The sequence below is a fragment of the Mesorhizobium sp. M6A.T.Ce.TU.002.03.1.1 genome, assembly GCF_003997275.1.
GTDB classification, from domain to species: Bacteria; Pseudomonadota; Alphaproteobacteria; order Rhizobiales; family Rhizobiaceae; genus Mesorhizobium; species Mesorhizobium mediterraneum.
Genome location: NZ_RZTI01000062.1, coordinates 1 through 22712 on the forward strand (window position 1 = coordinate 1; position 22712 = coordinate 22712).

Annotated in this window: 27 protein-coding genes; 17 read left to right on the forward strand and 10 right to left on the reverse strand. The window is 61.9% G+C overall.

Annotation, left to right across the window (positions count from 1 at the left end):
- From uvrB to EOC93_RS18715, 5 genes are all read left to right on the forward strand, one after another.
- Nucleotides 1-2976 (forward strand): excinuclease ABC subunit UvrB (uvrB, locus tag EOC93_RS18700; RefSeq protein ID WP_281033148.1); only part of this gene is annotated, 2976 nt, incomplete at its 5' end.
- Between the two features lie 463 nt (nucleotides 2977-3439).
- The gene (locus EOC93_RS18705; protein ID WP_127205361.1) at nucleotides 3440-4969 is read left to right on the forward strand and encodes an ABC-F family ATP-binding cassette domain-containing protein; all 1530 of its coding nucleotides are present in this window, start codon (nucleotides 3440-3442) and stop codon (nucleotides 4967-4969) included.
- Nucleotides 4970-5073: 104 nt separating this feature from the next.
- The gene (locus tag EOC93_RS34140) at nucleotides 5074-5247 is read left to right on the forward strand and encodes a hypothetical protein (RefSeq protein ID WP_164759191.1); all 174 of its coding nucleotides are present in this window, start codon (nucleotides 5074-5076) and stop codon (nucleotides 5245-5247) included.
- 143 nt (nucleotides 5248-5390) lie between these two features.
- Nucleotides 5391-5819 (forward strand): glyoxalase/bleomycin resistance/extradiol dioxygenase family protein, encoded by a 429-nt coding sequence (locus EOC93_RS18710; protein ID WP_095488864.1) that lies wholly within the window; start codon nucleotides 5391-5393, stop codon nucleotides 5817-5819.
- A gap of 64 nt (nucleotides 5820-5883) precedes the next feature.
- The gene (locus EOC93_RS18715) at nucleotides 5884-6237 is read left to right on the forward strand and encodes a DUF1428 family protein (protein WP_095488863.1); all 354 of its coding nucleotides are present in this window, start codon (nucleotides 5884-5886) and stop codon (nucleotides 6235-6237) included.
- A gap of 12 nt (nucleotides 6238-6249) precedes the next feature.
- Here the strand turns inward: EOC93_RS18715 and EOC93_RS18720 are convergent, their stop codons facing one another.
- The 3 genes from EOC93_RS18720 to EOC93_RS18730 all read right to left on the reverse strand — a co-directional run bounded on the left by EOC93_RS18720 (nucleotide 6250) and on the right by EOC93_RS18730 (nucleotide 8528).
- Nucleotides 6250-7833 carry a sulfotransferase gene (locus EOC93_RS18720; protein WP_245461495.1) on the reverse strand — a complete coding sequence of 528 codons (1584 nt, stop codon included), beginning with the start codon at nucleotides 7831-7833 and terminating at the stop codon, nucleotides 6250-6252.
- Between the two features lie 212 nt (nucleotides 7834-8045).
- On the reverse strand, nucleotides 8046-8309 hold the full coding sequence (locus EOC93_RS18725) for a DUF1488 domain-containing protein (protein ID WP_095488861.1): 264 nt from the start codon (nucleotides 8307-8309) through the stop codon (nucleotides 8046-8048).
- A gap of 36 nt (nucleotides 8310-8345) precedes the next feature.
- The gene (locus tag EOC93_RS18730; protein ID WP_095488860.1) at nucleotides 8346-8528 is read right to left on the reverse strand and encodes a hypothetical protein; all 183 of its coding nucleotides are present in this window, start codon (nucleotides 8526-8528) and stop codon (nucleotides 8346-8348) included.
- A 377-nt stretch (nucleotides 8529-8905) separates the two neighbouring features.
- Between EOC93_RS18730 and EOC93_RS18735 the strand changes: the two genes are divergently transcribed.
- The 5 genes from EOC93_RS18735 to EOC93_RS18750 all read left to right on the forward strand — a co-directional run bounded on the left by EOC93_RS18735 (nucleotide 8906) and on the right by EOC93_RS18750 (nucleotide 11759).
- Nucleotides 8906-9172 (forward strand): hypothetical protein, encoded by a 267-nt coding sequence (locus tag EOC93_RS18735; RefSeq protein ID WP_126105286.1) that lies wholly within the window; start codon nucleotides 8906-8908, stop codon nucleotides 9170-9172.
- Nucleotides 9169-9417, forward strand: coding sequence for a hypothetical protein (locus tag EOC93_RS18740; RefSeq protein ID WP_095488858.1), 249 nt, complete (start codon nucleotides 9169-9171; stop codon nucleotides 9415-9417). The genes EOC93_RS18735 and EOC93_RS18740 overlap by 4 nt, the downstream gene beginning before the upstream one ends.
- 49 nt (nucleotides 9418-9466) lie before the next feature.
- The gene (locus EOC93_RS34145; RefSeq protein ID WP_164547135.1) at nucleotides 9467-9604 is read left to right on the forward strand and encodes a hypothetical protein; all 138 of its coding nucleotides are present in this window, start codon (nucleotides 9467-9469) and stop codon (nucleotides 9602-9604) included.
- 94 nt (nucleotides 9605-9698) lie between these two features.
- Nucleotides 9699-9923, forward strand: coding sequence for a hypothetical protein (locus EOC93_RS18745; protein WP_126105285.1), 225 nt, complete (start codon nucleotides 9699-9701; stop codon nucleotides 9921-9923).
- Nucleotides 9924-10205: 282 nt separating this feature from the next.
- Complete coding sequence (locus EOC93_RS18750; RefSeq protein ID WP_127205363.1) at nucleotides 10206-11759, forward strand: EAL domain-containing protein; 1554 nt, start codon at nucleotides 10206-10208, stop codon at nucleotides 11757-11759.
- 89 nt (nucleotides 11760-11848) lie between these two features.
- On the opposite strand, the gene EOC93_RS18755 is transcribed toward EOC93_RS18750, so the two are convergent.
- Nucleotides 11849-12253: a Kazal-type serine protease inhibitor gene (locus EOC93_RS18755; protein ID WP_126105283.1), complete on the reverse strand. Its 405-nt coding sequence runs from the start codon at nucleotides 12251-12253 to the stop codon at nucleotides 11849-11851.
- A gap of 526 nt (nucleotides 12254-12779) precedes the next feature.
- On the opposite strand from EOC93_RS18755, the gene EOC93_RS18760 reads away from it, so the two are divergent.
- The 3 genes from EOC93_RS18760 to EOC93_RS18770 all read left to right on the forward strand — a co-directional run bounded on the left by EOC93_RS18760 (nucleotide 12780) and on the right by EOC93_RS18770 (nucleotide 14094).
- Nucleotides 12780-12992: a cold-shock protein gene (locus EOC93_RS18760; protein WP_023799871.1), complete on the forward strand. Its 213-nt coding sequence runs from the start codon at nucleotides 12780-12782 to the stop codon at nucleotides 12990-12992.
- Between the two features lie 255 nt (nucleotides 12993-13247).
- Entirely contained in the window at nucleotides 13248-13460 is a 213-nt protein-coding gene (locus tag EOC93_RS18765; protein ID WP_006202521.1) for a cold-shock protein, read from the forward strand.
- Between the two features lie 217 nt (nucleotides 13461-13677).
- Nucleotides 13678-14094: a BA14K family protein gene (locus EOC93_RS18770; protein WP_126105282.1), complete on the forward strand. Its 417-nt coding sequence runs from the start codon at nucleotides 13678-13680 to the stop codon at nucleotides 14092-14094.
- A gap of 224 nt (nucleotides 14095-14318) precedes the next feature.
- Here EOC93_RS18770 and EOC93_RS18775 read toward each other — a convergent pair whose 3' ends face one another.
- The 3 genes from EOC93_RS18775 to EOC93_RS18785 form a co-directional block, all read right to left on the reverse strand.
- Nucleotides 14319-14960, reverse strand: coding sequence for an MBL fold metallo-hydrolase (locus tag EOC93_RS18775; protein WP_095488853.1), 642 nt, complete (start codon nucleotides 14958-14960; stop codon nucleotides 14319-14321).
- A 123-nt stretch (nucleotides 14961-15083) separates the two neighbouring features.
- Complete coding sequence (locus tag EOC93_RS18780; RefSeq protein ID WP_095488852.1) at nucleotides 15084-15401, reverse strand: hypothetical protein; 318 nt, start codon at nucleotides 15399-15401, stop codon at nucleotides 15084-15086.
- A 145-nt stretch (nucleotides 15402-15546) separates the two neighbouring features.
- Nucleotides 15547-16440 (reverse strand): branched-chain amino acid aminotransferase, encoded by an 894-nt coding sequence (locus EOC93_RS18785; protein WP_095488851.1) that lies wholly within the window; start codon nucleotides 16438-16440, stop codon nucleotides 15547-15549.
- Between the two features lie 248 nt (nucleotides 16441-16688).
- On the opposite strand from EOC93_RS18785, the gene EOC93_RS18790 reads away from it, so the two are divergent.
- The 4 genes from EOC93_RS18790 to EOC93_RS18805 all read left to right on the forward strand — a co-directional run bounded on the left by EOC93_RS18790 (nucleotide 16689) and on the right by EOC93_RS18805 (nucleotide 20839).
- Complete coding sequence (locus tag EOC93_RS18790) at nucleotides 16689-17222, forward strand: MarR family transcriptional regulator (protein ID WP_164547134.1); 534 nt, start codon at nucleotides 16689-16691, stop codon at nucleotides 17220-17222.
- Nucleotides 17209-17928 carry a response regulator transcription factor gene (locus EOC93_RS18795; protein ID WP_036261013.1) on the forward strand — a complete coding sequence of 240 codons (720 nt, stop codon included), beginning with the start codon at nucleotides 17209-17211 and terminating at the stop codon, nucleotides 17926-17928. The genes EOC93_RS18790 and EOC93_RS18795 overlap by 14 nt, the downstream gene beginning before the upstream one ends.
- Before the next feature lie 131 nt (nucleotides 17929-18059).
- Nucleotides 18060-19472: an ATP-binding protein gene (locus tag EOC93_RS18800; RefSeq protein ID WP_126105281.1), complete on the forward strand. Its 1413-nt coding sequence runs from the start codon at nucleotides 18060-18062 to the stop codon at nucleotides 19470-19472.
- 281 nt (nucleotides 19473-19753) lie between these two features.
- On the forward strand, nucleotides 19754-20839 hold the full coding sequence (locus tag EOC93_RS18805; RefSeq protein ID WP_245330073.1) for a glycosyltransferase family 1 protein: 1086 nt from the start codon (nucleotides 19754-19756) through the stop codon (nucleotides 20837-20839).
- A gap of 168 nt (nucleotides 20840-21007) precedes the next feature.
- Here the strand turns inward: EOC93_RS18805 and EOC93_RS18810 are convergent, their stop codons facing one another.
- The 3 genes from EOC93_RS18810 to EOC93_RS18820 all read right to left on the reverse strand — a co-directional run bounded on the left by EOC93_RS18810 (nucleotide 21008) and on the right by EOC93_RS18820 (nucleotide 22607).
- Nucleotides 21008-21367: a tRNA-binding protein gene (locus tag EOC93_RS18810; RefSeq protein ID WP_095488848.1), complete on the reverse strand. Its 360-nt coding sequence runs from the start codon at nucleotides 21365-21367 to the stop codon at nucleotides 21008-21010.
- A gap of 18 nt (nucleotides 21368-21385) precedes the next feature.
- A complete protein-coding gene (locus EOC93_RS18815; protein WP_095488847.1) occupies nucleotides 21386-21886 on the reverse strand; it encodes a YbjN domain-containing protein in 501 nt (166 codons plus the stop codon).
- A gap of 418 nt (nucleotides 21887-22304) precedes the next feature.
- Nucleotides 22305-22607, reverse strand: a complete 303-nt coding sequence (locus tag EOC93_RS18820) for an accessory factor UbiK family protein (protein WP_095488846.1) — start codon at nucleotides 22605-22607, stop codon at nucleotides 22305-22307.
- Between the last annotated feature and the right edge of the window lie 105 nt (nucleotides 22608-22712).

Below are 22712 nucleotides of genomic sequence, written 5' to 3' on the forward strand. Positions count from 1 at the left end.
GGAAGTGCTCAGCATAAGGAACCGTCGAGCCCGGCCGCACCGACCCCACCCGACGGCTCCGCCGCCACCCTCCCCTCAAGGGGGAGGGAAGGCGCCAAGGCGAAAAAAATCCCCGAGCGCTCCTCCTCCCCCGGCCGCACGGCGCGAGGAACCTCGATGGGCGGCGCGGCTTCGGCCAGGGAGCGCACCGCGGCCGGCCTCAATCCGGTCGCCGGCCTCGATGTTTCGCTGGAGGAAGCCGAGACGATGGCCTCCGGCGGTGTCACCGCCACTGTCGCCGCGCTGTCGGCGCTGATCGAATCCGGCAACCCGCTGCACAAGGACGGCGTGCTGTGGACACCGCACCGCCCGGCCCGGCCCGAAAAATCCGAAGGCGGCATCGCCATCAAGATGGTGTCGGATTTCGAGCCGGCCGGCGACCAGCCGACGGCGATCAAGGATCTTGTCGAAGGCGTCAACGACAATGACCGCACCCAGGTGCTGCTCGGCGTCACCGGCTCGGGAAAAACCTTCACCATGGCCAAGGTGATCGAGGAGACGCAGCGTCCTGCTCTGATCCTCGCCCCCAACAAGACGCTGGCCGCACAGCTCTATTCCGAGTTCAAGAAATTCTTCCCGGAAAACGCCGTCGAGTATTTCGTCTCCTACTACGACTACTACCAGCCGGAAGCCTATGTGCCTCGGACGGATACCTTCATCGAGAAGGAATCGTCGATCAACGAACAGATCGACCGCATGCGCCACTCGGCGACGCGCTCGCTGCTGGAGCGCGACGACGTCATCATCGTCGCCTCGGTGTCCTGCATCTACGGTATCGGCTCGGTCGAGACCTATACGGCGATGACCTTTCAGATGCAGATCGGCGACCGGCTCGACCAGCGGGCGCTGCTCGCCGACCTCGTCGCTCAGCAATACAAGCGTCAGGATATCAACTTCGTCCGCGGCTCGTTCCGCGTGCGCGGTGACACGATCGAGATTTTTCCGGCTCACCTTGAGGATCGCGCATGGCGCATTTCGCTGTTCGGCGACGAGATCGAGGCGATCACTGAGTTCGACCCGCTGACCGGCCAGAAGACCGGCGAGTTGAAGAGCGTCAAGATCTACGCCAATTCGCACTATGTCACGCCGCGCCCGACCCTCAATCAGGCCATCAAGTCGATCAAGGAAGAGCTCAAGCACCGGCTGGTCGAACTCGAACGGTCCGGTCGCTTGCTCGAGGCGCAGCGGCTGGAGCAGCGCTGCCGCTTCGATCTGGAGATGCTGGAAGCGACCGGCTCCTGCGCCGGCATCGAGAACTATTCGCGCTATCTCACCGGCCGCCAGCCGGGCGATCCGCCGCCGACCCTGTTCGAATACATTCCTGACAATGCGCTGGTCTTCATCGACGAAAGCCATGTCACCGTGCCGCAGATCGGCGGCATGTATCGCGGCGACTTTCGCCGCAAGGCGACGCTGGCCGAATACGGCTTCCGTCTGCCGTCCTGCATGGACAACCGGCCGCTGCGCTTTGAGGAGTGGGACGCCATGCGCCCGCTCTCCGTCGCGGTTTCGGCGACGCCCGGCGGCTGGGAAATGGAGCAGTCCGGTGGCGTCTTCGCCGAGCAGGTCATCCGCCCGACCGGCCTGATCGATCCGCCGGTCGAGGTGCGTCCGGCCAAGACCCAGGTCGACGACGTCGTCGGCGAAATCCGCGACACGACAAAAGCCGGCTACCGCACGCTGGTCACAGTGCTGACCAAGCGCATGGCCGAGGACCTCACCGAATATCTGCACGAGCAGGGCATCCGCGTCCGCTACATGCACTCCGACATCGACACGCTGGAGCGCATCGAGATCCTGCGCGACTTGCGCCTCGGCGCCTTCGACGTGCTGGTCGGCATCAACCTTTTGCGCGAAGGCCTCGACATCCCGGAATGTGGTTTCGTCGCCATTCTCGATGCCGACAAGGAGGGCTTCCTGCGCTCGGAAACCTCGCTGATCCAGACCATCGGCCGCGCCGCCAGAAACGTCGACGGCAAGGTCATCCTCTACGCCGACCAGGTCACCGGCTCGATGGAGCGGGCGATGGCGGAAACCAACCGCCGTCGCGAAAAGCAGATGGAGTGGAACGCGGCCAACGGCATCACCCCGGAATCGGTCAAGTCGCGCATCTCCGACATCCTGGACTCGGTCTACGAGAAGGATCATGTCCGCGCCGACATCTCGCAGTTCACCGACAGCGCCGGCGCGATGATGGGCAACAACCTGAAAGCCCATCTCGACGCGATGGACAAGCAGATGCGCGACGCCGCCGCCAATCTCGACTTCGAGAAGGCGGCCCGCATCCGCGACGAGATCAAGCGACTGCGCGAGATGGAGCTGTCCATCTCCGACGATCCGCTGGCCAAATATGCCGACATGGAAAGCCCGGTTTCGGGCCGCGAGAAGGGCAAGCACAACAAGGGCGTGGCCAAACATCGTACATCAGAGGAACAAGAGCGTTTCCGCAAACTGGACGCGGCACGTGCCGCCGAAGAGGCGGCCAAGGCTGCCCGGCCCAACCTCTTCCGCAAGCCGGAGCTCGACGAAATGGGCGCTGACGGCGCTGTGCCGGTGAAGAAGCCGTTGTTCGCCAAGCCGTCGCTGGACGATATGGGGCCTGGCACCGACATGCCGAAGCCGTCAGGCGCGGTGTCGCGTTCGCTGTTCAAGAAGCAGTCGGCGCAGGAGGCGCACGGCTCGGATTTCGGTATACCGGGTGAACCGACCAAGCCGCTGTTCAAGAAGAACTCGCTGGACGAGATGACAGTGCGCCGCACCGAAAAGCCGGTCGAGGGAAAAGTGCCGGCCAAGCCACAACCGATCTCCCCCCAAGTGGGGGGCGATTCCGCCAAGCCGATCGTTCGCCAGCGCGCTGGCATCGGTTCCTACGAAGACCCCGCCGACGCCCGCCGCGAAAAACGCCGGCCGGGCAAGACAGGGCGGCCGGGAAAGTAGCGCCTTCCCTTCTCCCCCTGTGGGAGAAGGTGGATCGGCGCGCAGCGCCGAGACGGTTGAGGGGTGTTCCAGCGGAGTGAGACGTTTGCGTTCCCTGGAACACCCCTCATCCGACCTCGCTTTGCGAGGCCACCTTCTCCCACAAGGGGAGAAGGGAAGGACTCCACTGTCATCGCTTGAAGCAGTCCGCTTGCCACCAGCCCCGCCTTTGGTGTAATCGCTCCGCACACTCGAACGTCTTGAAAGGAGGGCTGCGTGTCTTTCGACCACCACCGTCAGCGCGGCCCTGTCGCTGCCCTGCGAGTTTGCTTGCAGGGCTGACCAGAGACGGTCCGGGTTCTCCCGCTTCGATTTTCTTGGTCTGCCCTTCGTGGTGCCGCAACGCCTGTTCTGATGGCCAGCCTGCGCACCGTTAAAGTGCATCGAACCGGACCTTTATTCCGGGCAGACCAGAGAAATCCACATGGCCCTGATCAGCCTCAAATCCCTCGGCGTCACCATGAGTGCGCCGCTCTTCTCCAATCTCGATCTCACCATCGGCACCGGCGATCGGCTCGGCATCGTCGCCGCCAACGGCCGCGGCAAATCTACCTTGCTGAAGTGCCTGACTGGCGAAATGGAGCCGACATCAGGCGACATCACCCGCACCCGCGGCCTCCGGGTCGGCTATGTCGAGCAAGCCGTTCCCGCAATGCTGGCCGAGCGCGGCTTTCAGCAGGTGGTGGCCGACGCCTTGCCGGCCGAGCAGGCCGAAAGCGAGCAATGGCGCGTCGGTGTGGTGCTCGACTCCCTCGACGTGCCTGAGCCGATGCGCGAGCGGCCGATGCGGGCGCTGAGCGGCGGCTGGCAAAGGCTGGCGCTGATCGCCCGAGTCTGGGTCACCGATCCCGATGTCCTGCTTCTCGACGAGCCGACCAACCATCTCGATCTCGCCAAGATCAGCCAGCTCGAAACCTGGCTGAACGCGCTGCCGCGTGAGGTGCCGGTGGTGATTGCCAGCCACGACCGCGCCTTCCTCGACGCCACGACCAACCGCACGCTGTTCCTGCGCCCTGAGCAGTCGTCGGTGTTTGCGCTGTCCTATTCCAGGGCGCGCGACGCTTTGAGCGAAGTCGACGCCTCGACGGAGCGCAAGTTCCAGCGCGACATGAAGGTGGCGCAGCAATTGCGCCGGCAGGCGGCCAAGCTCAACAACATCGGCATCAACTCTGGCAGCGACCTGCTGACGGTCAAGACCAAGCAGCTCAACCAGCGCGCCCAGCGCCTCGAGGAGGTCGCGGCACCGGCGCACCGCGAAAGATCGGCGGGCGCGATAAAGCTCGCCAATCGCGGCACCCATGCCAAGGTGCTGATCACGCTGGACGACGTGGTGGTCGAGACGCCTGACGGCAGGCTGCTGTTCAGGACCGGCAAGCGCCATATCTGCCAGGGCGACCGCATCGTCCTGCTCGGCCGCAACGGTGTCGGCAAGTCGCGGCTCATCAGCCTGATCAGAAATGCCATCGTCGAGCCGGATATGGCAGCGCAAGGCGTGAAGGTAACGCCGTCGACGGTGCTCGGCTACAGCGACCAGGCGCTGTCAGGCATCAGTGGCGAAGACACGCCGCTGGCGATGCTCTCGCGCAGCTTCGATGTCGGCGAGCAACGCGCCCGCTCGCTGCTCGCCGGTGCGGGCGTCAGCATCGACATGCAGGAGCGCAGGATCGGCGTGCTGTCGGGCGGACAGAAGGCGCGGCTGATGATGCTGGCGCTGAGGCTCGCCAATCCCAATTTCTACCTGCTCGACGAGCCGACCAACCATCTCGACATCGATGGCCAGGAAGCACTGGAAGCAGAATTGCTGGCCCATGAGGCAAGCTGCCTGCTTGCCTCGCACGACCGCTCCTTCATCAGGGCGATCGGCAACCGCTTCTGGCTGATCGAGAAGCGGCGGCTGGTCGAGGTCGACAGCCCGGAGGATTTCTTCCGATCGGTGGCAGAAACGCGCGGTTGAAGCTTTGCTCCAAAAAATTCCGACGGTCTGTCGGATCATGGCCGCGCGCCACGTCCTTGGGATGCCGACACGATGATGCCGGCGCCAATCGAGGAGAGAGCATCATGTCTATTCTGTCATCCGTAGGTCGCATAGCGACCCGTTACTCGGCGGCTCGCGCCCGCTTCCGCAGCGAGCGCGCCATCCTTTCGTTGCCGATCGAACTGCGCAAGGACATCGGCTGGCCGGAAATCGTCATCGACCCACAGAACAGCCCGCGGATTGGCCTGGCTCCTTGACAAGAGGGCTCCTTGACAACGGGGCTCCTTGACAAGAGCCGGCCGTCGCACGGTCGGCACCAAAAAAGCGCGTCGGCCATGTAGGATCGCCGCTGCCGCATTCGTCCTGTGGTTCGCAACGCCTAACCAAAGAGGAGCAAGACATGAACGATCAGCCCCAGACCCAGCCTGCCGCGAAAGTCCTCGGTGGATTGACGCCCTACCTTCAGCTGGACGGCGCCTTCAAGGCTTCAGAATTCTATCAGAAGGCCTTCGGCGCCGAGCAGGTCTTCTTCTACCCGCCGGACGAGAAGGGCCGGACGATGCATATCCATCTCCACATCAACGGTTCGACGCTGATGATTTCCGATTTCTATCCCGAGCATGGAATGGCGGCGGTGAAGCCGCAGGGCTTCACAATGCAGCTGCATCTCGGCAGCGACGACATCGACGCCTGGTGGCAGCGCGCCGTCGACGCCGGCTGCACGGTCGGTACGCCGCTGCAGGTGATGTTCTGGGGCGACCGCTGGGGTCAGCTGACTGATCCTTTCGGCGTCGAGTGGGCGATGAACGCGCCGGTGAAGGCAGCGTAGCGCATTCCTTCCTTCTCCCCTTGCTTGTGGGAGAAGGAAAATCCCACAATCAAGGAGAACCACAATGTCCTATGTCGATGGCTTCGTACTCGCCGTGCCGAAGGCAAATCTCGATGCCTACAAGAAGATGGCGCAGCTCGGCGGCACCGTCTGGAAGGAGCATGGCGCGCTCGCCTATGTCGAATGCATAGGCGACGACGTGCCCTATGGCGAGGTCACCTCGTTTCCGCGCGCCGTGCAGGCCAAGGACGACGAGGTCGTCGTCTTCTCATGGGTCGTCTATGAATCGCGGCAGAACCGCGATGCAGTGATGGCCAAGGTAATGGCCGACCCACGCCTGAACGGAGAGCTATCGGCGATGCCCTTCGACAGCAAGCGCATGATCTTTGGCGGCTTTCAGCCCTTCATTGAGCTGTAGGCCCGCAACGCATTACGCTAGCCGGTCAAGCAGCGGCTTGAGCCGATCGCCGTAGCGCTTCCACAGATCGACCGAGCCCTGGTACATCGGCTGGCGCACTTGCGCCGCCGAGGCTGTACGCACGGGACGGTCGGTCTCGTGGAACGACAGCACTCTATCGTCCCACGGCAGGCCGAGATGAGCGATCAGCGCCCGCGTCTGCCCTTCCTGGTCGGCGACGAAATCCTCATAGCGCACATCGTGCACGACACCGGGCAGCACGGCGTGCCAATGCGCCATGATGTCGGTGTAGAGATTGTGGAAGTCGGCGAGCTCGCCGAGATCGTAGCCATAACGGTGAGTGTCGCCGCGGAAATGCACCTTGTAGATCGACAGGCAGGTCGCCGCCGCATCGCGCACGCAATGGATGATCCTGGCCTTCGGCAGCATCAGACGGATAAAGCCGATAAACAGAAAGTTGCCTGGCATTTTGTCGGTGACATGGCGGACATGCGGATAGCGGGCATGCAGCATATCGAGGTAGGCCTGCCCGGCATCGGCAAAATCCGTGTCGGGTACATCGGATACGCCCCAGGGAAAGCCACCTGGCATGGTTGACGGAAACTGCTTGCCGACCACCGTCTTCAAAATACTGAGCTCGCCGGCGCCATAGACCTGGGGATGGCTGGCGATGATCTGTTCGACCAGCGTCGTGCCCGAACGCGGCATGCCGACGATGAAGATCGGCGCATCGTCGGCGGTTGCGCTTGGCTTATGCTTTTCGAAGAAGCTGGCATCGAACACCGATTTCATCGCCTCGAATTCGGCCCGCGTCCTCACCGGATCATAATCGATGCCCTTGCGGCGGATGGCATTACCTTCGGCGAAATAATCAAAGGCGCGCGGGTAATCTTTCAGGTCGTCATTGGCCTTGCCGAGGCCGAAGGCAAGCTGCATGCGCGCCAGGCTGTCTTGCGGCGCCTTGGCATGCTGCGCCTCCATGCCGGCAAGCTCGGCGTCGCGCTCTTTCTGGCGCTTGACCTGCGTCAGCATCAGCCAGGCCCGGGCCATGCCGGGATTGACGGTCAGCGCCTGGCGGAACAAGTCAGTCGCTTCGTCGAGCTTGCCCTTTTCCATCAGCCCGACGCCCAGCCCGTGCAGCAAGTCGGCATCCTTAGGCCGGATCGTCAGCGCTTCCCGAAAGACGGCAAGCGCCTCATCGAGCCGCCCGGCCTCCTGCAGCGTTTCGGCAAGCCCGATGCGGGCGCGAACATGGAACGGGTTGCGACCGAGGGTGCCGCGATAGATCTCCTCTGCGCCCTCGAACTGTCCCATCTGCTTTAGCGACGAGCCGAGATTGTCGCGCGCCGCAAGCTGGTCCGGGCGCAGCGCCACCGCGCCACGGAAGAAATCCACGGCTGCACTGACTCGGCCGAGGTCGCGCATCACCGTGCCGAGGTTGTTGAGGAAATCCGGATTCTTGGGTTGCAGGCGCACCGACTGTTCGAGGAGATCCAGTCCTTCGGCGCTGCGACCGGTCTGGTGCAGCAGAAGCCCTAGAAAATGCGCTGCCGCCGCGTGGTTGGCCTTTTGCGCCAGCACCTGCCGGTAGAGCATCTCGGCTTCCTGCCGGCGCCCCGCCTGATGCAATTGCAGCGCCTGCTGCACACGCTGGTCGAGCCCCAGCGGCGGCTGTCCGCCTGAGCCGAAATTGGCGCCCGCGCCTGCCGGTCTTCTCGGATCTCTGTTGATGGGAAACCTGCCGTGTTTTGTCCGCCTGCCGCGATCTAGGCCATCGGCGCGACAGGTTCAAGGGGTCGCAGGCCAGCTTACCGGAAATCGGCCCGGGTCAATACATACATGTTCCTGCGGCCGTGCGAATAGGCTTCGCGCGCGACATCCTGGATCGACGAGCGCTCCGCATCGAACGCGCTGAGATACTCGGCTTCGGCTCCGCTCGTGGCCGTTGCCGCCGAAAGCGCTGCAATCTCCACAAAGAACGGCACTTCGAACATGCCGTCATGGCCGACGAAACGAATGCGCTTGGCCGCCGCGTCGTAGGAGCGGCTGCGGTTGGGAAAATTGAGCGTCACACTCAAGCTCCTTGATTAGTGGCAAAGCCGGCCATGTCAGATCAGGCGGTGGGTTTCGGCGAGCTGACGCGCCCGCCGCACCGTGCCGTCGGTGTCGGCAATCCTGCGCCTTGCTGCCTCGTCACTTCTTATCGTCAGCCGCGCGGATATGACTTTTGTGGGCTTGATGATCGGCTTGATTGTTACGGTCGAGCCATCAGGCGTTTTCACGGAAACCATGGATTTTCCTTTCAGACATAAATAAAAATTAATACCGGGATGAAATTTTCCAGCACAATTTCAGACAATTCTTGTGAAGAGTTTGGACCGTATCATCATTCTACAAATATCACTAGAAAAGTAATTTCGCCGCAAGATCGGCACCGGGCATGAATCTTCTTGAATAAACCGCAATTTCGGATTAATGAATTGAGATCGTTTTTTGGGCCAAGCTTGGCATCTCGCGGCGTCAGAGGTTCTCGACCCGCCAAACTCATTCCAGATCGCCGATACCCAAATTGCCGATACAGGGACGCACGATACTTTAAGTCCCGATGCCGCAAAGCGGGCACTACTTTATCGGAATCACGCCGGGAACGAGACTTCGAGGCACGAGAATGTCTGGCCGAACTACCCATTCCATCGCGCATTTCGAGGCGCCCTTCATGCTTGGCGGCCTGGAGGGAAAGTTGCCGGCCGGCGACTACGACATCGACCACGATGAGGAGCTTATCGATGGCATGTCATGGCTTGCCTGGCGCCGTGTCGCCACCTTCATCCATCTGCCGGCGAGAACGGTGAAAAGCCAGACCAGCCAATTGGTCGCCATCGACCTCGCCGACCTCGAAACCGCGCTGAGGCGCGACCAGGAGAATGCCGCATGATCCGCTTCCAGCAGAACGCGCGCCCGCGCACCGATACGCCCGCGCATCTTTTCGCAATCGGCCAGACCGTTCGCATGAAGAGCCGCACCGGCCTTGTCCAGAAGACCGCGGAGCTGTTCCAGATCAAGAGCAAGCTGCCGGTCAAGGACGGCTCGCCGCAATACCGCATCCGCAGCGACGAGGAGACCCATGAGCGGGTCACCACGGAAGACAATCTCGAAGTGGCCGACAATCCGAGCGCCTAGGCCCTCGTCGACCGCCACCACCACGTTCATCAATCACGAGGACCAAGAAATGGCCAAGGGTCAACAGCGCAGCAACCGCGAGACACGCAAGCCCAAGAAAGACAAGGCGGCGGCAAAGCCGGCCTCGCCCTTCGGCTCGGCCGTCAAGCAGGCGGAAGCCGGTTTGAAGCCGAAGTCCAAGGGCTAGCGCTCCGAAGCGCCGCGCGCGCCTCACCATGCTTGTGCACCTAAGCGGCTTTGGTGCACCCGCAGGACTGCGTCGCCGCAACACGGAGGCGTGTTTGAACTTCGTTGTCGAGTTCTATCGATCGCGCGACGCCGACGAAGCGATCCTCGACAGGGTATCACTCGAGGCGCCGAACCTGCGCGCCGCCCTGCAGGGCGCCACCGAGCTGTTCCGCTCGCTGGCGATGCCGCAGATCCCGGACCGCCTGCGCATTTCCGACGAAGACGGCAGCGAGCTCTATGCCGGCCCGGCCGATGGAGCGTATCCAGCGCACGGATGAGCAACACTGCATTCATTCAGCCACTAGCGGTTCTGCTTTTGATAGAATCGCCGAACCGCTCTAAGTATTTGTTCTTACGCAATTCCCCGGGGAAAGCGCTACGCGCTTTTCCCGGGAAAACCGCCACGCACCTTTTCCTAGAATTGCTCTAGCGGATCCAATTAAAGATCACGTAACGTCAAAAGCCATATAAGGTCCGCTGGAACCGGGCCCGATCACGGTTGGCTGCCCGGCAGGCCGCGCACGAAATCGTCGCTCGCAGCCAAAGGCAGGGAGGCGCACATGGACAGGCCGCGCATCATCGTGACTGCGGTGGTGTTGGCCTTGCTCGGCGCCATCGTGCCTATCGCGGCGATGTTCCACTTTTCATGGGTTCTCACGGTTCAAGAAGAACATCAACGGCTGGATCTGTTCGCCAACCGCGCGATCGCCAGGGCCAGCATATCGCTCAAGGATGCAACCGACTCATTGCGTGAGATCGACCGGTTCACCGGCGACCGCTGTTCGGTGGGCCACATTGCCCGCATGCGGCAGCTCACCATCAACACCCGCTCGATCGAAGAGATGGGCTATTTCGAAACCGGACTGCTCAAATGCACATCCTGGGGCTCGACCGAAGGACGCGTTGCGCAAGCCGCACCGGATTTCACCACCGCAGACGGCGTTGCCGTCACTGCCCGGATACAGCCCCTGGCCGACCAGGCCCATCCGCTGATGGCCCTGCACTACAAGCACCATAATGTCCTTGTCGATCCTCTGCGCTTTGTCGACATTGTCGTCGATCCCGACATTCAGCTTGCCCTCGCGACCGACACCGGCGTCCTGCTCAGCGCGTTGAACGGGCCTGATCCCGCCCGCATCGCCAAAATCATCGCCACCCCGGGCAAAGGCCTGGATGACGGTCATCTGTTTGCCACGGCGCGCGGGACGGACTGGATCGCCGTCGCCACCGAACCGGAAAGCCAGATCGTGGACAGCGTACGCAGCCGGCAATTGCTGTTGCTTCCTCTCGGCGTTTTCATTGCCGCCTTCATCATCGGCATGGTTGCCTGGTTGTCGCGGCGGCGGCTGTCGCCGCTGGGAGAATTGCAGATTGCCGTTCGCAAGCACGAGTTCATCGTCCACTATCAGCCGATCGTCGAGCTCAGGACCGGCAATTGCGTGGGGGCCGAAGCGCTGGTTCGCTGGAGACGGCCCGACGGCTCGCTGGTCCGGCCCGATCTTTTCATCCCGCTGGCCGAAGAGAGCGGCCTGATCGCGGCAATCACCGATCAGGTCATAGCCCTTGCCGTTTTGGACCTGAAAAAGCTTCTTGTCGCCAATCCTTCCCTCCACATCGCGATTAATCTCAGCCCGGCCGACGTCAGAACGGCAAGGGTCCTTCCGGTCATCGAAAAGGCCCTGCAACACACCGGAATTCAGCCTCGGCAGATCTGGCTGGAGGCGACGGAGCGCGGTTTCGTCGACGTCGATTCAGCACGCTCGACCGTCATTCGCGCCCGCGAGCTTGGCCACGCGGTCGCAATCGACGACTTCGGCACAGGCTATTCCAGCCTGTCCCACCTCGAAGGCCTGCCGCTCGATGCGCTGAAGATCGACAAATCGTTCATCGACACGATCGCCACGGATTCCGCCACCAGTTCCGTAACGCCGCATATCATCGACATGGCCAAGACGCTGAAGCTGAAGATCATTGCCGAGGGCGTGGAGACGCAGGCACAGGCCGACTATCTGATGGAACGCGACGTCGACTATGGTCAGGGCTGGCTGTTTGCCAAACCCATGCCCGCAGCCGAGTTCATCGCCTATTGCCGCAAGGCGAGGCTGTCGGCGTAGAGGCAAGTGGCGCCAGCTGCCCTTCGCCCGCCTATGTCCAGTTGATAGATGGGCCCCTCCCCGTCGCCGGACGGGGAGGAAACCAGCCCTTAGCAGGGGCCGTCTTCGACGATGCGATAATCGGCGGCGCGGGCCTCGCATGCGTTGGGGAAGGTGCGCAGGTCGCCACGGCGGCGTGCGCAGACAGGGGCATACTCGCGGGTGCAGAATGTCTGCTCCTCATCACCACCGCCACCGCCGTCACGGCACTGGCCGTCGCGGATGATGCGATACCCGGCTCGCTCGGCAAGGCAGGCATTGGCGAAGGTCTGGCGGTCGCCGCCACGCCGGGCGCAGACCGGATCATATTGCTTGGTGCAGAATTGCGGCCCGGGCCTTGGCGGACGGTACCCCGGTCCTTCGTCCACCACCACCGCGGTGCAGGCCGCAAGAACTGCCGACAGCAACAGAATGGCAAAACCCTGCCGCGAGAAGATTGCCGCAAGAAATTTCATGACTATACCTCCCTCAAGCCCCGCTCCAATGCATGTCGCCCAAAGCATGCCCACGGGCCTGATCCGAGGGTGCGCAGCGGTTTTGGGATAACGACATGCACAAGAAAATGCAAAACGCGCTCTACTCCAAGCCGATCCTCGCCATTCCACCGCCAAATGCAACCCCTGTTTGCAAGCTCTCAGCCCGCTGGACCATGCGTGGGCGGGCACTGGCCGATGACCGGACGAGCACCCCAGCCTATCGGTGCCATGCGTCGGAATGCGCCCGTCGGGAGGCCCGCGGGCGCTACCTTGCAACGATCACCTTTCCGTGCGATAAATTTCGTGTTCGGGCATTTGCGACCCGGAGAGCGGAACGTTTTGGACGACCTTTCCCCGATACTGTGAATCTCTGACGGCCCCGTTTTTCGGCGGGGGGTTTTGACCATGCGCCAATGCATGACTGCCGAAGCAACCACCGGGACTTGCCCACGGCGTCAGGCGGCGGGCAAACCACAAGACTGACACGGGTGAAGGAGTTTCCCCAATGGCCCAGACCGGCACCGTTAAGTTCTTCAACGCAACCAAAGGCTTCGGCTTCATCACGCCAGATGACGGCGCCAAGGACGTGTTCGTCCACATCTCCGCGATCGAGGCTTCGGGCCTGCGCACGCTCGTTGATGGCCAGAAGGTCACCTTCGATGTCGAGCCGGACCGGATGGGCAAGGGGCCGAAGGCGGTCAATCTCCGCGCCGACTGAACCGTCGCGCGCACGTCCGCTCGGACGTGCTCAGGGACTGTGCCTGAGGTCTCCACAGGCCTTGTGCCGGCTTTCAGCGCCGGATCCGAGTTTTCGAAGGCGCGGCGGTTTTCGTCGCGCCTTTTTTCGTGCCCGGGTAGGCAAGCCAATGCGCGCAAAACTTTCTCTTGCCGATGACGCTAAAATAAACGACAAATTTCCACTCGGGCATTTGCCGGCCCGAGACTGGACTTGATGGGATCAAAGGAGCTTCCCATGCCGCAGACCGGCACCGTCAAATTCTTCAATCATGCCAAAGGCTTCGGCTTCATCACGCCGGATGATGGCGCGAAGGATGTCTTCGTCCACATTTCGGCCGTGCAGGCGTCGGGTCTTCCCGGTCTTGAGGATGGGCAGAAGGTAACATTCGACACCGAGCCGGACAAGCGCGGCAAGGGTCCGAAAGCCGTCAACCTGTCGATCGGCTGAGCCGGGATCGAGACAGCATCGGACGGATTCCGCAGGGCAAGTCCGCTCCTTGTTGAGCGTGCGATATTTGTGGCTCGCGCCAAGCCTGATCGATGAATGTCGACTGGTCCCAGCCCGCCAATTTCGTTCAGCCCCCGTTCAGCCACGGTCGCCTACTAGTCTTCGATAAGCCGGACCGCATCCCCAAATTACCCGGGCCGGCACGAAGGAGACCGACATGAACCGAATTTTCAAGACCGCCATCCTGTCCGCCGCGATTGTCGCGACCACGCTCGCGACCTTGCCCGCGGCCAGCGCCGGCGACTGGCGCCACCGGCACCACCATCGTGGCAATGGCGACGCGATCGCGGCAGGCGTCCTTGGCCTCGCAGCCGGCGCCCTGATCGTTGGTGCGCTCAACAACCCGCAGCCCAGCTATTACGATCCCGGCTATGATGATTATGGGCGTTATCCACGGCCAGCCCCGGTGCGCCGCTACTACGCGGAACCGCGGGTCGCCTATAATGATGGTTACGCCGAGCCATGGACCCGTGGCTGGTATGAATATTGTTCGGATCGCTATCGCTCGTTCAACTCCCGGACCGGCACGTTCACCGGCTATGACGGCGAACAGCATTTCTGCACCGCCAACTAATACATGTCGCCCAAAAGCATGCGCACGGGCCTGACCCCAGGGTGCATAGCGGTTTTGGGATAACGACATGCACAAAGACAAAGGCCTTAAAGCGCAAAGCGCTTTAAGGCCTCCCCAGCCCTAAAAAAAAGCGCTGTCCGCATGGCCAGCGCTTTTTTGTTGTCGGCATGCGCAAGACAAGGGCCTGACGCGCATCGCATGAGGCGCCTCAGATGCGACGCGCTTTAAATCAGGAATGGATTGCTCCGGCGCTCCTCACCGAAGCGACCGCCGGGACCATGGCCGCAGATGAAGCCGACGTCGTCGCCGAGTGGCAAAAGCTTGTCCTTGATCGACGCGATCAGCGCGGCGTGGTCGCCGCCCGGCAGGTCGGTGCGCCCGACAGACCCACGGAACAGCACGTCGCCAACATGGGCGAACTTCGCAGCGCGATTGTAGTAGACGACATGGCCGGGCGCGTGACCCGGGCAATGAAAGACCTCGAACGCGTGCTGGCCGAACGAGACGGTATCGCCTTCGCTGAGAAAGCGGTCGGGCATGCAATTGCGCACCGGATCGGTGATGCCGTAGAGTTTTGCCTGGTTCTCGAGGTTGGCAAGCAATGGACGGTCGGCCTCATGCGGGCCGATGATCTGGACGCCGAGCGCCTCCTTCAGCTCCATGGCGCCGCCGGCATGGTCGATATGACCATGCGTGATCCAGATCGCGCCGGCGTTGATCGCGTTATCCTTTAGCACCGCCAGCACCTTGTCGATGTCGCCGCCCGGATCGACGACGACGCCTTGTCTGTCGTCCATGTCGAAGAGGATGGTGCAGTTTTGCTGGAAGGCCGTGACCGGCACGATACTGGCATTGAGCTGACCCATGATCGTCCTTTCGCTGTGTCGCCCCTGATGTAGAGACACATGCAAACGGCGTCCACCGTTGGCACGGACACAAAAGAAATGGGCGGCCGAAGCCGCCCATGCGAAAGCCCGAAACCGCCAAGCTTACTTCTTCATCGCATTCATGACCGCGCCGATGATGGCCGTCAGAATGGCGCCACCACCGGCACCGCCGACGATGTTTTGCAGATTCAGCGCGCTGCCCAATCCGCTAGTTGCCGCTGCGGCTGCAGCCGGATCGATCGTACCGCCGCCGAGCAGGCTGCCGAGGATCGCCGCGCCGCCGACGCCGCCAACGGCGCCGCCCAGAATTTTGGGAAGCTGACCCATTGCCGCTGTCTTGATCGCCGCGCCAACCGCCTGACCACCGATGATACCCGTAATCACCTGAATAATGATCGGAAGAAGCGTGTTCATGTCCATGTTACCAGTCCCTCCATAGCTGCCAGCCTCCCGGGCCGACACCATCATGAGACGCCGAATTGGACGAAAGTCAAATGCAGAAGTGCTTAAATAAAAGGGGCAGCCCGAAAACTGCCCCTACTTGTTAAAAAAGCTGTGACTTTCGTTATTCTGCGGCGATCGCATGCTTGGGTTGAACGGCCGCAGAATAGTCGTTCATCAGAGTCTTGGCGATTTCACCCACCTCGAATCGGTATTGACCGATCTCTGAAACGGGCGTCACCTCGGCCGCGGTCCCGGTGAGGAAGCACTGCTGGAAGCCTTCGAGCTCTTCCGGCATAATGGTGCGCTCGATCACCTCAAAGCCGCGATCCTTGGCAAGACCAATGACTGTACGGCGGGTGATGCCGTCGAGGAAGCAGTCGGGGGTGGGTGTGTGGATCTTGCCGTCCTTGACGAAGAAGATATTGGCGCCGGTCGCTTCCGCAACCTGGCCGCGCCAGTCGAGCATCATGGCGTCGGCATAGCCCTTGGCTTCGGCGGCATGCTTGGACATGGTGCAGATCATGTAGAGGCCGGCAGCCTTCGATTTCGACGGCGCAGTGCGCGGATCGGGGCGGCGCCATTCGGCCAGATCGAGACGGATGCCCTTCAGCTTCTGTGCCGGATCGAAATAGCTCGGCCACTGCCAGATGGCGATGGCGCAGTTGATCCGGCTGTTTTGCGCCGAAACGCCCATTTGTTCGCTGCCGCGCCAGGCGATCGGCCGGACATAGGCATCCTGAAAGCCCTGCTTCTTCAACAGCGTGCGGCAGGCGTCGTCGATCTCGGCAACCGAATAGGGAATCTTGAAGCCGAGCAGGCGTGCCGATTCATGCAGGCGCTCGCTGTGGTCGGTCAGTTTGAAAATCTCGCCGCCATAGGCGCGCTCGCCCTCGAACACCGCGCTGGCGTAGTGCAGGCCATGGGTCAACACGTGGATCTTGGCGTCGGCCCATTTGACGAACTCGCCGTTCATCCAGATAAAGCCGTCCATTTGGTCAAAGGGAACGGATGCCATGGTAACCTCCCGCGGGCGGCCGCCCGCACATCGTTGTGTCGTTGCGCGTTTCTTATCAGCCGCACCGGGCGGCCGGTATCTCGAAGCGTAGGCGGATATATAAGGTCTGGCAAACACAGGAAGTTCCGGAAAAACGGCTTTCCCTTGCCTTTTCGTTCGCAATCCGCCGAAAAGCTTGTCAAAAATTACCATTGCCGGGAAATTACGTCAATAGTACTGACATAATTTCCCTTTCGCACGGAGAAAAGATGACGGATCGCAGCCACCCAGCCGGAAAACCGATCAGGACGGCGGTCACCGACGAGGACGGCATCGACTTTGCCATCATCGAATTGTTCTTCTTCGCCTATCGCGATTTTACCTCCGATCCGGACCAGATCCTGTCCGATTATGGCTTCGGCCGCGCCCATCACCGGGTTCTGCATTTCGTCAATCGCAGGCCGGGCCTGACGGTCGCCGAACTCCTCGACGTGCTGAAGATCACCAAGCAGAGCCTGGCACGCGTGCTCAAGCAACTGATCGACACCGATCATGTCGTCCAGTTGCAGGGCCCGCGCGACCGCCGCCAGCGCGAACTCTATCCGACGGCCAAGGGCCGCGCCTTGGCGCTGGCGCTGGCACGGCCACAGTCGCGCCGCATCCATGCTGCATTGGAAGATTTCGGAGCCACCGAACGCGCCTTGATCGAACGCTTCCTGGAAGCGATGGTCAATCCGGAACTAAGGGCGCAGATCGACATTGTGCCCGCAAAAATGTCAGGGAAAAGCCATGGAGACCATTGAAAGGGTTGATCAACCGGCAGCACCGGATGATGATGCGCCGCATCTGCTGGTGATCGATGACGATACCCGTATCCGCAATCTTCTCAAACAATATCTGACCGAAAACGGCTTTCGCGTCACCGTTGCCGGAAATTCCGGCGAAGCGCGGCGCAAGCTCGCCGGCCTCGATTTCGACCTGCTCGTGCTCGATATAATGATGCCGGGCGAAACCGGCGTCGACCTCGCCAAGGCGCTGCGGGCGACCAAGAACGTGCCGATCCTGATGCTTACCGCGCTTTCCGAGACCGACAGCCGGATCACCGGGCTCGAGGCCGGCGCCGACGACTATCTGCCGAAGCCTTTCGATCCCCGCGAATTGATCCTGCGCATCAACAACATCCTGCGCCGCGGCGGTCCGGCAACGACCCCCAAGGTCGAGCAACTGGTCTTCGGCCCTTACACCTTCCAGATCGCCAGGCGGGAGCTCAAGCGCGGCGGCGAGGCTCTGAAGCTGACGGACCGCGAGCAGGAGATCCTGGCGATCTTCGCGGCGCGGGCCGGCGAAACGATACCGCGCCATGAACTTGTCGGCGACGAGTCCGAAGTCGGCGAGCGCACCATCGACGTCCAGATCAACAGGCTGCGCCGCAAGATCGAACGCGATCCGTCCAACCCGGTCTGGCTGCAGACCGTGCGTGGTATTGGGTATCGGCTCAGCGTGGAATAGACTGCCGCAATGCATGTCGCCGAAAAGTGCGAAGCGGTTTTGGGACGACGACATGCATAAAGTCGAAAATTGCAAGCGCAGCACTGCGCTTGCGGGTCCCTTGTTGAGCTGCAGATGGGCAAAAAGGGCGAATGGCGACCACGCAACTGGAACGGCCGGAAGATAGCGGCTTGAGCGCTCGCGCCAGGCGGGCGCTGAAGGCGGTGCCGCTTGCCTGGAAACGGTTCTGGCGCCTCGTTTCGCTTTACATGCCGAAGCGGCTCTATGCCCGCTCGCTGATCATCGTCATTGCACCGATGATCCTGCTGCAATCGGTCCTCGCCTTTGTCTTCATGGAACGCCACTGGCAGACTGTGACGCAGCGCCTGTCGCAGGCCACGGTCCGCGACATTGCCGCGATCGTCGACCTGGTTGAAACCTATCCGAACGACGCCGACTACGCCAATATCATCCGCATCGCGCAGGATCGCATGCAGCTGAAGATCGACTTGCTTCCGCCCGATCCGCTGCCAGCGCCCGGTCCAAAGCCGTTCTTCTCGATCCTCGACGAAATTCTCTCGTCCGAGATCACCCATCAGATCAACCGGCCGTTCTGGATCGACACGGTCGGCAATTCCAATATCATCGAGGTCCGCGTCCAGCTCGAGGGCAAGGTGCTGCGCGCCTTCGTGCGCCGCAGCCAGGCCTATGCCTCGAACACGCACATTTTCCTGATCTGGATGGTCGGCACCTCGCTGGTGCTGCTGATGATCGCCATCCCTTTCCTGCGCAACCAGATCCGGCCGATCCTGACGCTGGCCGAGGCCGCCGAAAGTTTCGGCAAGGGCCGGCCGATGCCGCGCGATTTCCGTCCGCGCGGCGCCGAGGAGGTCCGCCGCGCCGGCTTTGCCTTCATCCAGATGCGCGAACGCATCGAACGCCAGCTCGAACAGCGCACCGCTATGCTGACCGGCGTCAGCCACGATTTGAGAACCATCCTCACTCGCTTCAAGCTGCAGCTTGCGCTGACCGGGACCAAGGCCGACACCGAGGCGCTCGGCCAGGACATCGATGACATGCAGTCTATGCTGGAAGGCTATCTCGCCTTTGCTCGCGGCGAGGCAACGGAAGACGCCGGCCGTTTCAATCTTGAAGCGTATTTCGAAAAGCTGGGCGAGGAGGCCACGCTGCGCAAGCGCAAACTGTCGACCGCGCTCGCCGGCGATCCAAATGTGCATGTGCGGCCCCACGCCTTTGCCCGGCTGTTGTCCAATATCGTCGGCAACGCCTTCCGTTACGCCAAGACGGTTGAAATCAACGCCAACCATGGCCGCGGCTCGCTGCTCGTCACCATCGACGACGACGGTCCGGGCATTCCGCCCGAAAAGCGCGAGGACGTGTTCAAGCCTTTCGTGCGGCTTGACGAGGCCCGCAACCTCGACGCCAGCGGCACCGGCCTTGGCCTTGCCATCGCACGCGACATAGCCCGCAGCCATGGCGGCGATATCATGCTGGACAAGAGCCCGCTCGGCGGCTTGCGCGCCGTCATCAAGGTTCCGGCCTGATTAGAGCGACGTGCGTCCAGTTGGACGCACAAAGTACGCTCTAACGCTTTGAACCTACGCACCGTGCTTTCCGAACCGAAGGTCAGCGCAGCAAAAATCGAATTCGATTTTCGGGACGACGCGCTGCTTTTCTGGCAGCTGCGGACGACCGCCGGTTTGCGCCTTCATCGGCCCGTCATGAAACCATGCTGAAGAGCGCGCATGAAGCGTGCGATCCTGATTGATTCGGCCTTGCGGCCTCGCATCAAGGAAACCGACGACATTTCAAGCAAAGGGCTGCTATGCGCATCCTGATGGTCACCGACGCCTGGCGCCCGCAAGTCAACGGCGTCGTCCACACGCTGGAACGGCTTTCGGAAACCCTGAAATCCTTCGACGTCGAGACGGACTTCCTGACCCCGAACATCTTTCGCACCTTGCCCCTGCCGACCTATCCGGACATCCGGCTGGCGCTGACGACGCCGGGCCATGTCGCGCGCCTGATCGAAGTGCGCAATGCCGATCATATCCATATCGTCACCGAAGGCCCGCTCGGCATCATGGCGCGGCGCTATTGTCGCAAGGCAGGCCGGCCGTTCACGACGAGCTATCACACGCGCTTCCCGGAATATCTTAGCGCGCGGCTGCCTATACCGGAGGCCTGGGCCTACCGCTGGCTTCGCGATTTCCACAATTCCGGACAGGGCACGCTGGTCGCCACCCAGTCGCTGGCGGACGATCTGTCGGCGCGCGGCTTCACCAAGCTGAGGCCGTGGACGCGCGGCGTCGACACCGACCATTTCCGGCCGGACAAGAGGAAGGATCTGGGGCTCAAGGGACCGATCTTCCTCTGCGTCGGCCGCGTCGCGATCGAAAAGAACCTAGCCGCCTTCCTCGATCTCGACCTGCCCGGCAGCAAGGTGATCGTCGGCGAGGGGCCGGAGTTGGCCAGGCTCAAGGCCAGATACCCCGCTGCCCATTTCCTTGGCCACCGCCCGAATGACGAACTGGCCGAGATCTACGCCTCGGCCGATGTCTTCGTCTTCCCCAGCCGCACCGACACATTCGGCAATGTCATCATCGAGGCGCTGGCCAGCGGCACGCCGGTCGCAGCCTATCCGGTGACGGGGCCAATCGACATTGTCGGCGACGGGGTTGGCGGAGCGGTGTCGAATGATTTGCGTGAGGCAGCGCTCGCCGCGCTCCACGTCGACCGCGCTGAGGCGCGCGAACGGGCAATGCGCTATAGCTGGAAAGCCTGCGCGGAAATGTTTCTGGAGACGGTTGAAGAGGCGCTGGGCACCACGCGCAAACTGACACCACCTTTCGTCATCCACGGGCGAAGCGGCGGCGAAGCCGACGCGCAGACCCGAGGATCCATGCCGTGACCTGCGAGCGACCCCTTCGGTGAAGAACTTGTTGGGTTGAGGCGACGAGCCGCACTTGCCCCACAGGAGCGGCCAGAACAACGCGATTCTGGACCGTCCTACTCTTCGACCACTGCTACGGCATGGATTCTCGGGGTTGCGCGTCCGCTTCGCCCGTGGATGACGAAGCTAAAATAATCGGCCGCCATCCGGCACCTTGCGTTCGATCGCGCCAAGCACGACGGCGCCCTCCTCGTCGGGAAAGCCAAGCGTCAGCACTTCCGACATGAAGGGGCCGATCTGCCGCGGCGCAAAATTGACCACCGCGAAGACCTGCCGGCCGACCAGCGTCTCGGGCGCATAATATTTGGTGATCTGCGCCGACGATTTCTTCACACCGATGTCAGCGCCGAAATCGATCTTCAGCTTGATCGCCGGCTTTCGCGCCTCGGGAAACGGCTCGGCTTCGATAATCGTGCCGGCGCGGATATCGACACGGTCGAAATCGGCGAAGCTGATCTCGGGCTTGCGCTGGCTGCTCGAGCTCATTGATGGTCAGGACCTGGCTCAGGCGTTTCCATAGGTCTCGAACAGGACGCCGGCCAGCGCCTCCTTGGCCGAGGTTCCCGACCAGACGACGAACTGGAACGCCTGGAAATAGCATTCGCAGGCTTCCAGCGCCGACGACAACAGCACCTCGACCTGCTGGCTCGACGGCTCGACCCCACCGGCAAGCAGCAGCGACTGGCGGAACATGATCGCGCCTTCCTGTTCCCAGAGGTCGAAATGGCCGAACAGCATCTGCTCGTTGATCAGCGAAAGCAGCCGCATCACTTCGAGCGCGCGCGCCTCCGGCACCTTGATGTCGAAAGCGCAGGCCAGATGCAGCGCCTCGAAATCCTCCATCCAGGAAAATGAGACGTGGTAGTCGGTCCAGCTTCCGGCAACCGAAATCGAAATCTCGTCGTCGCCGGCCCGTTCGAAGGACCAGTCGTTGTTGTGGGCCACCTGCTCGATAACATCCACCGGATGAATTTCGCGAGAGAGGTCGAGTTCGAGAAGTTCCATGGAATGCTTCCTGTCGTTCCTTCGCAACGGCCCGAAAATCGGTTCGATTTTCGGAAAGCACGATGCGAACGTTCAAAGTTCTAGAGCGTACTTTGTGCGTCCAAGTGGACGCACGTCGCTCTAGTGAGCGCCACACGCTCCGCGGGCACACACAACGAACAATCTTGTCTAGAACTCGGACGGCCGGGACTTCGTCAACGCAAAGACCCCAGACCGGACCCCACCGCCCGGCGCATGACCCTGCTTCGAATCATGCAACAAATTCAGTCTATTGATCGGGAGTCGCGTGACCAGCCCAATTTTTCGCACTGCGTCATTCGCATGTGGAAAGCCTCTGTCACGAAGATTCACGCAATGCCGGTAAGCGATTCACGTCAAAGCGCTTTTTGCGATTGTGCTTTGTGGAAAAGTTTAACGATTATTTTTTTGATCTGGGCTTTGCCGCAGCCGCAGGCGCGGCCTGCCCGGTCAATTCGGTGAGCTTTGCCTCAAGCGCTTCGAGGCGCGCAGCAAGGCGGGTGTTTTCTTCCCTGGCCTTCGCCGCCATATCGCGTGCGGCCTCGAATTCTTCGCGCTGCACCAGGTCCATCGAGTTGAGAACGCGCTCGGCCTGCCCCTTGAAAGCGGTTTCTACTTCGCGCCGCACCCCTTGCGCGGCACCCGCGGCGTCGGTCATCAGCTTGGCGAATTCATCGAGAATGCGGTTCGGTCCGGTCGACATGGCAAATCCTCGCTTGGTCGATTTGACGTAGTGGCGCGCGACCCGGAATGCAAGCATCCACGTCGCCTTGACCCCGCCAAAACCCTGCCGCATGGTCCGCGCCCG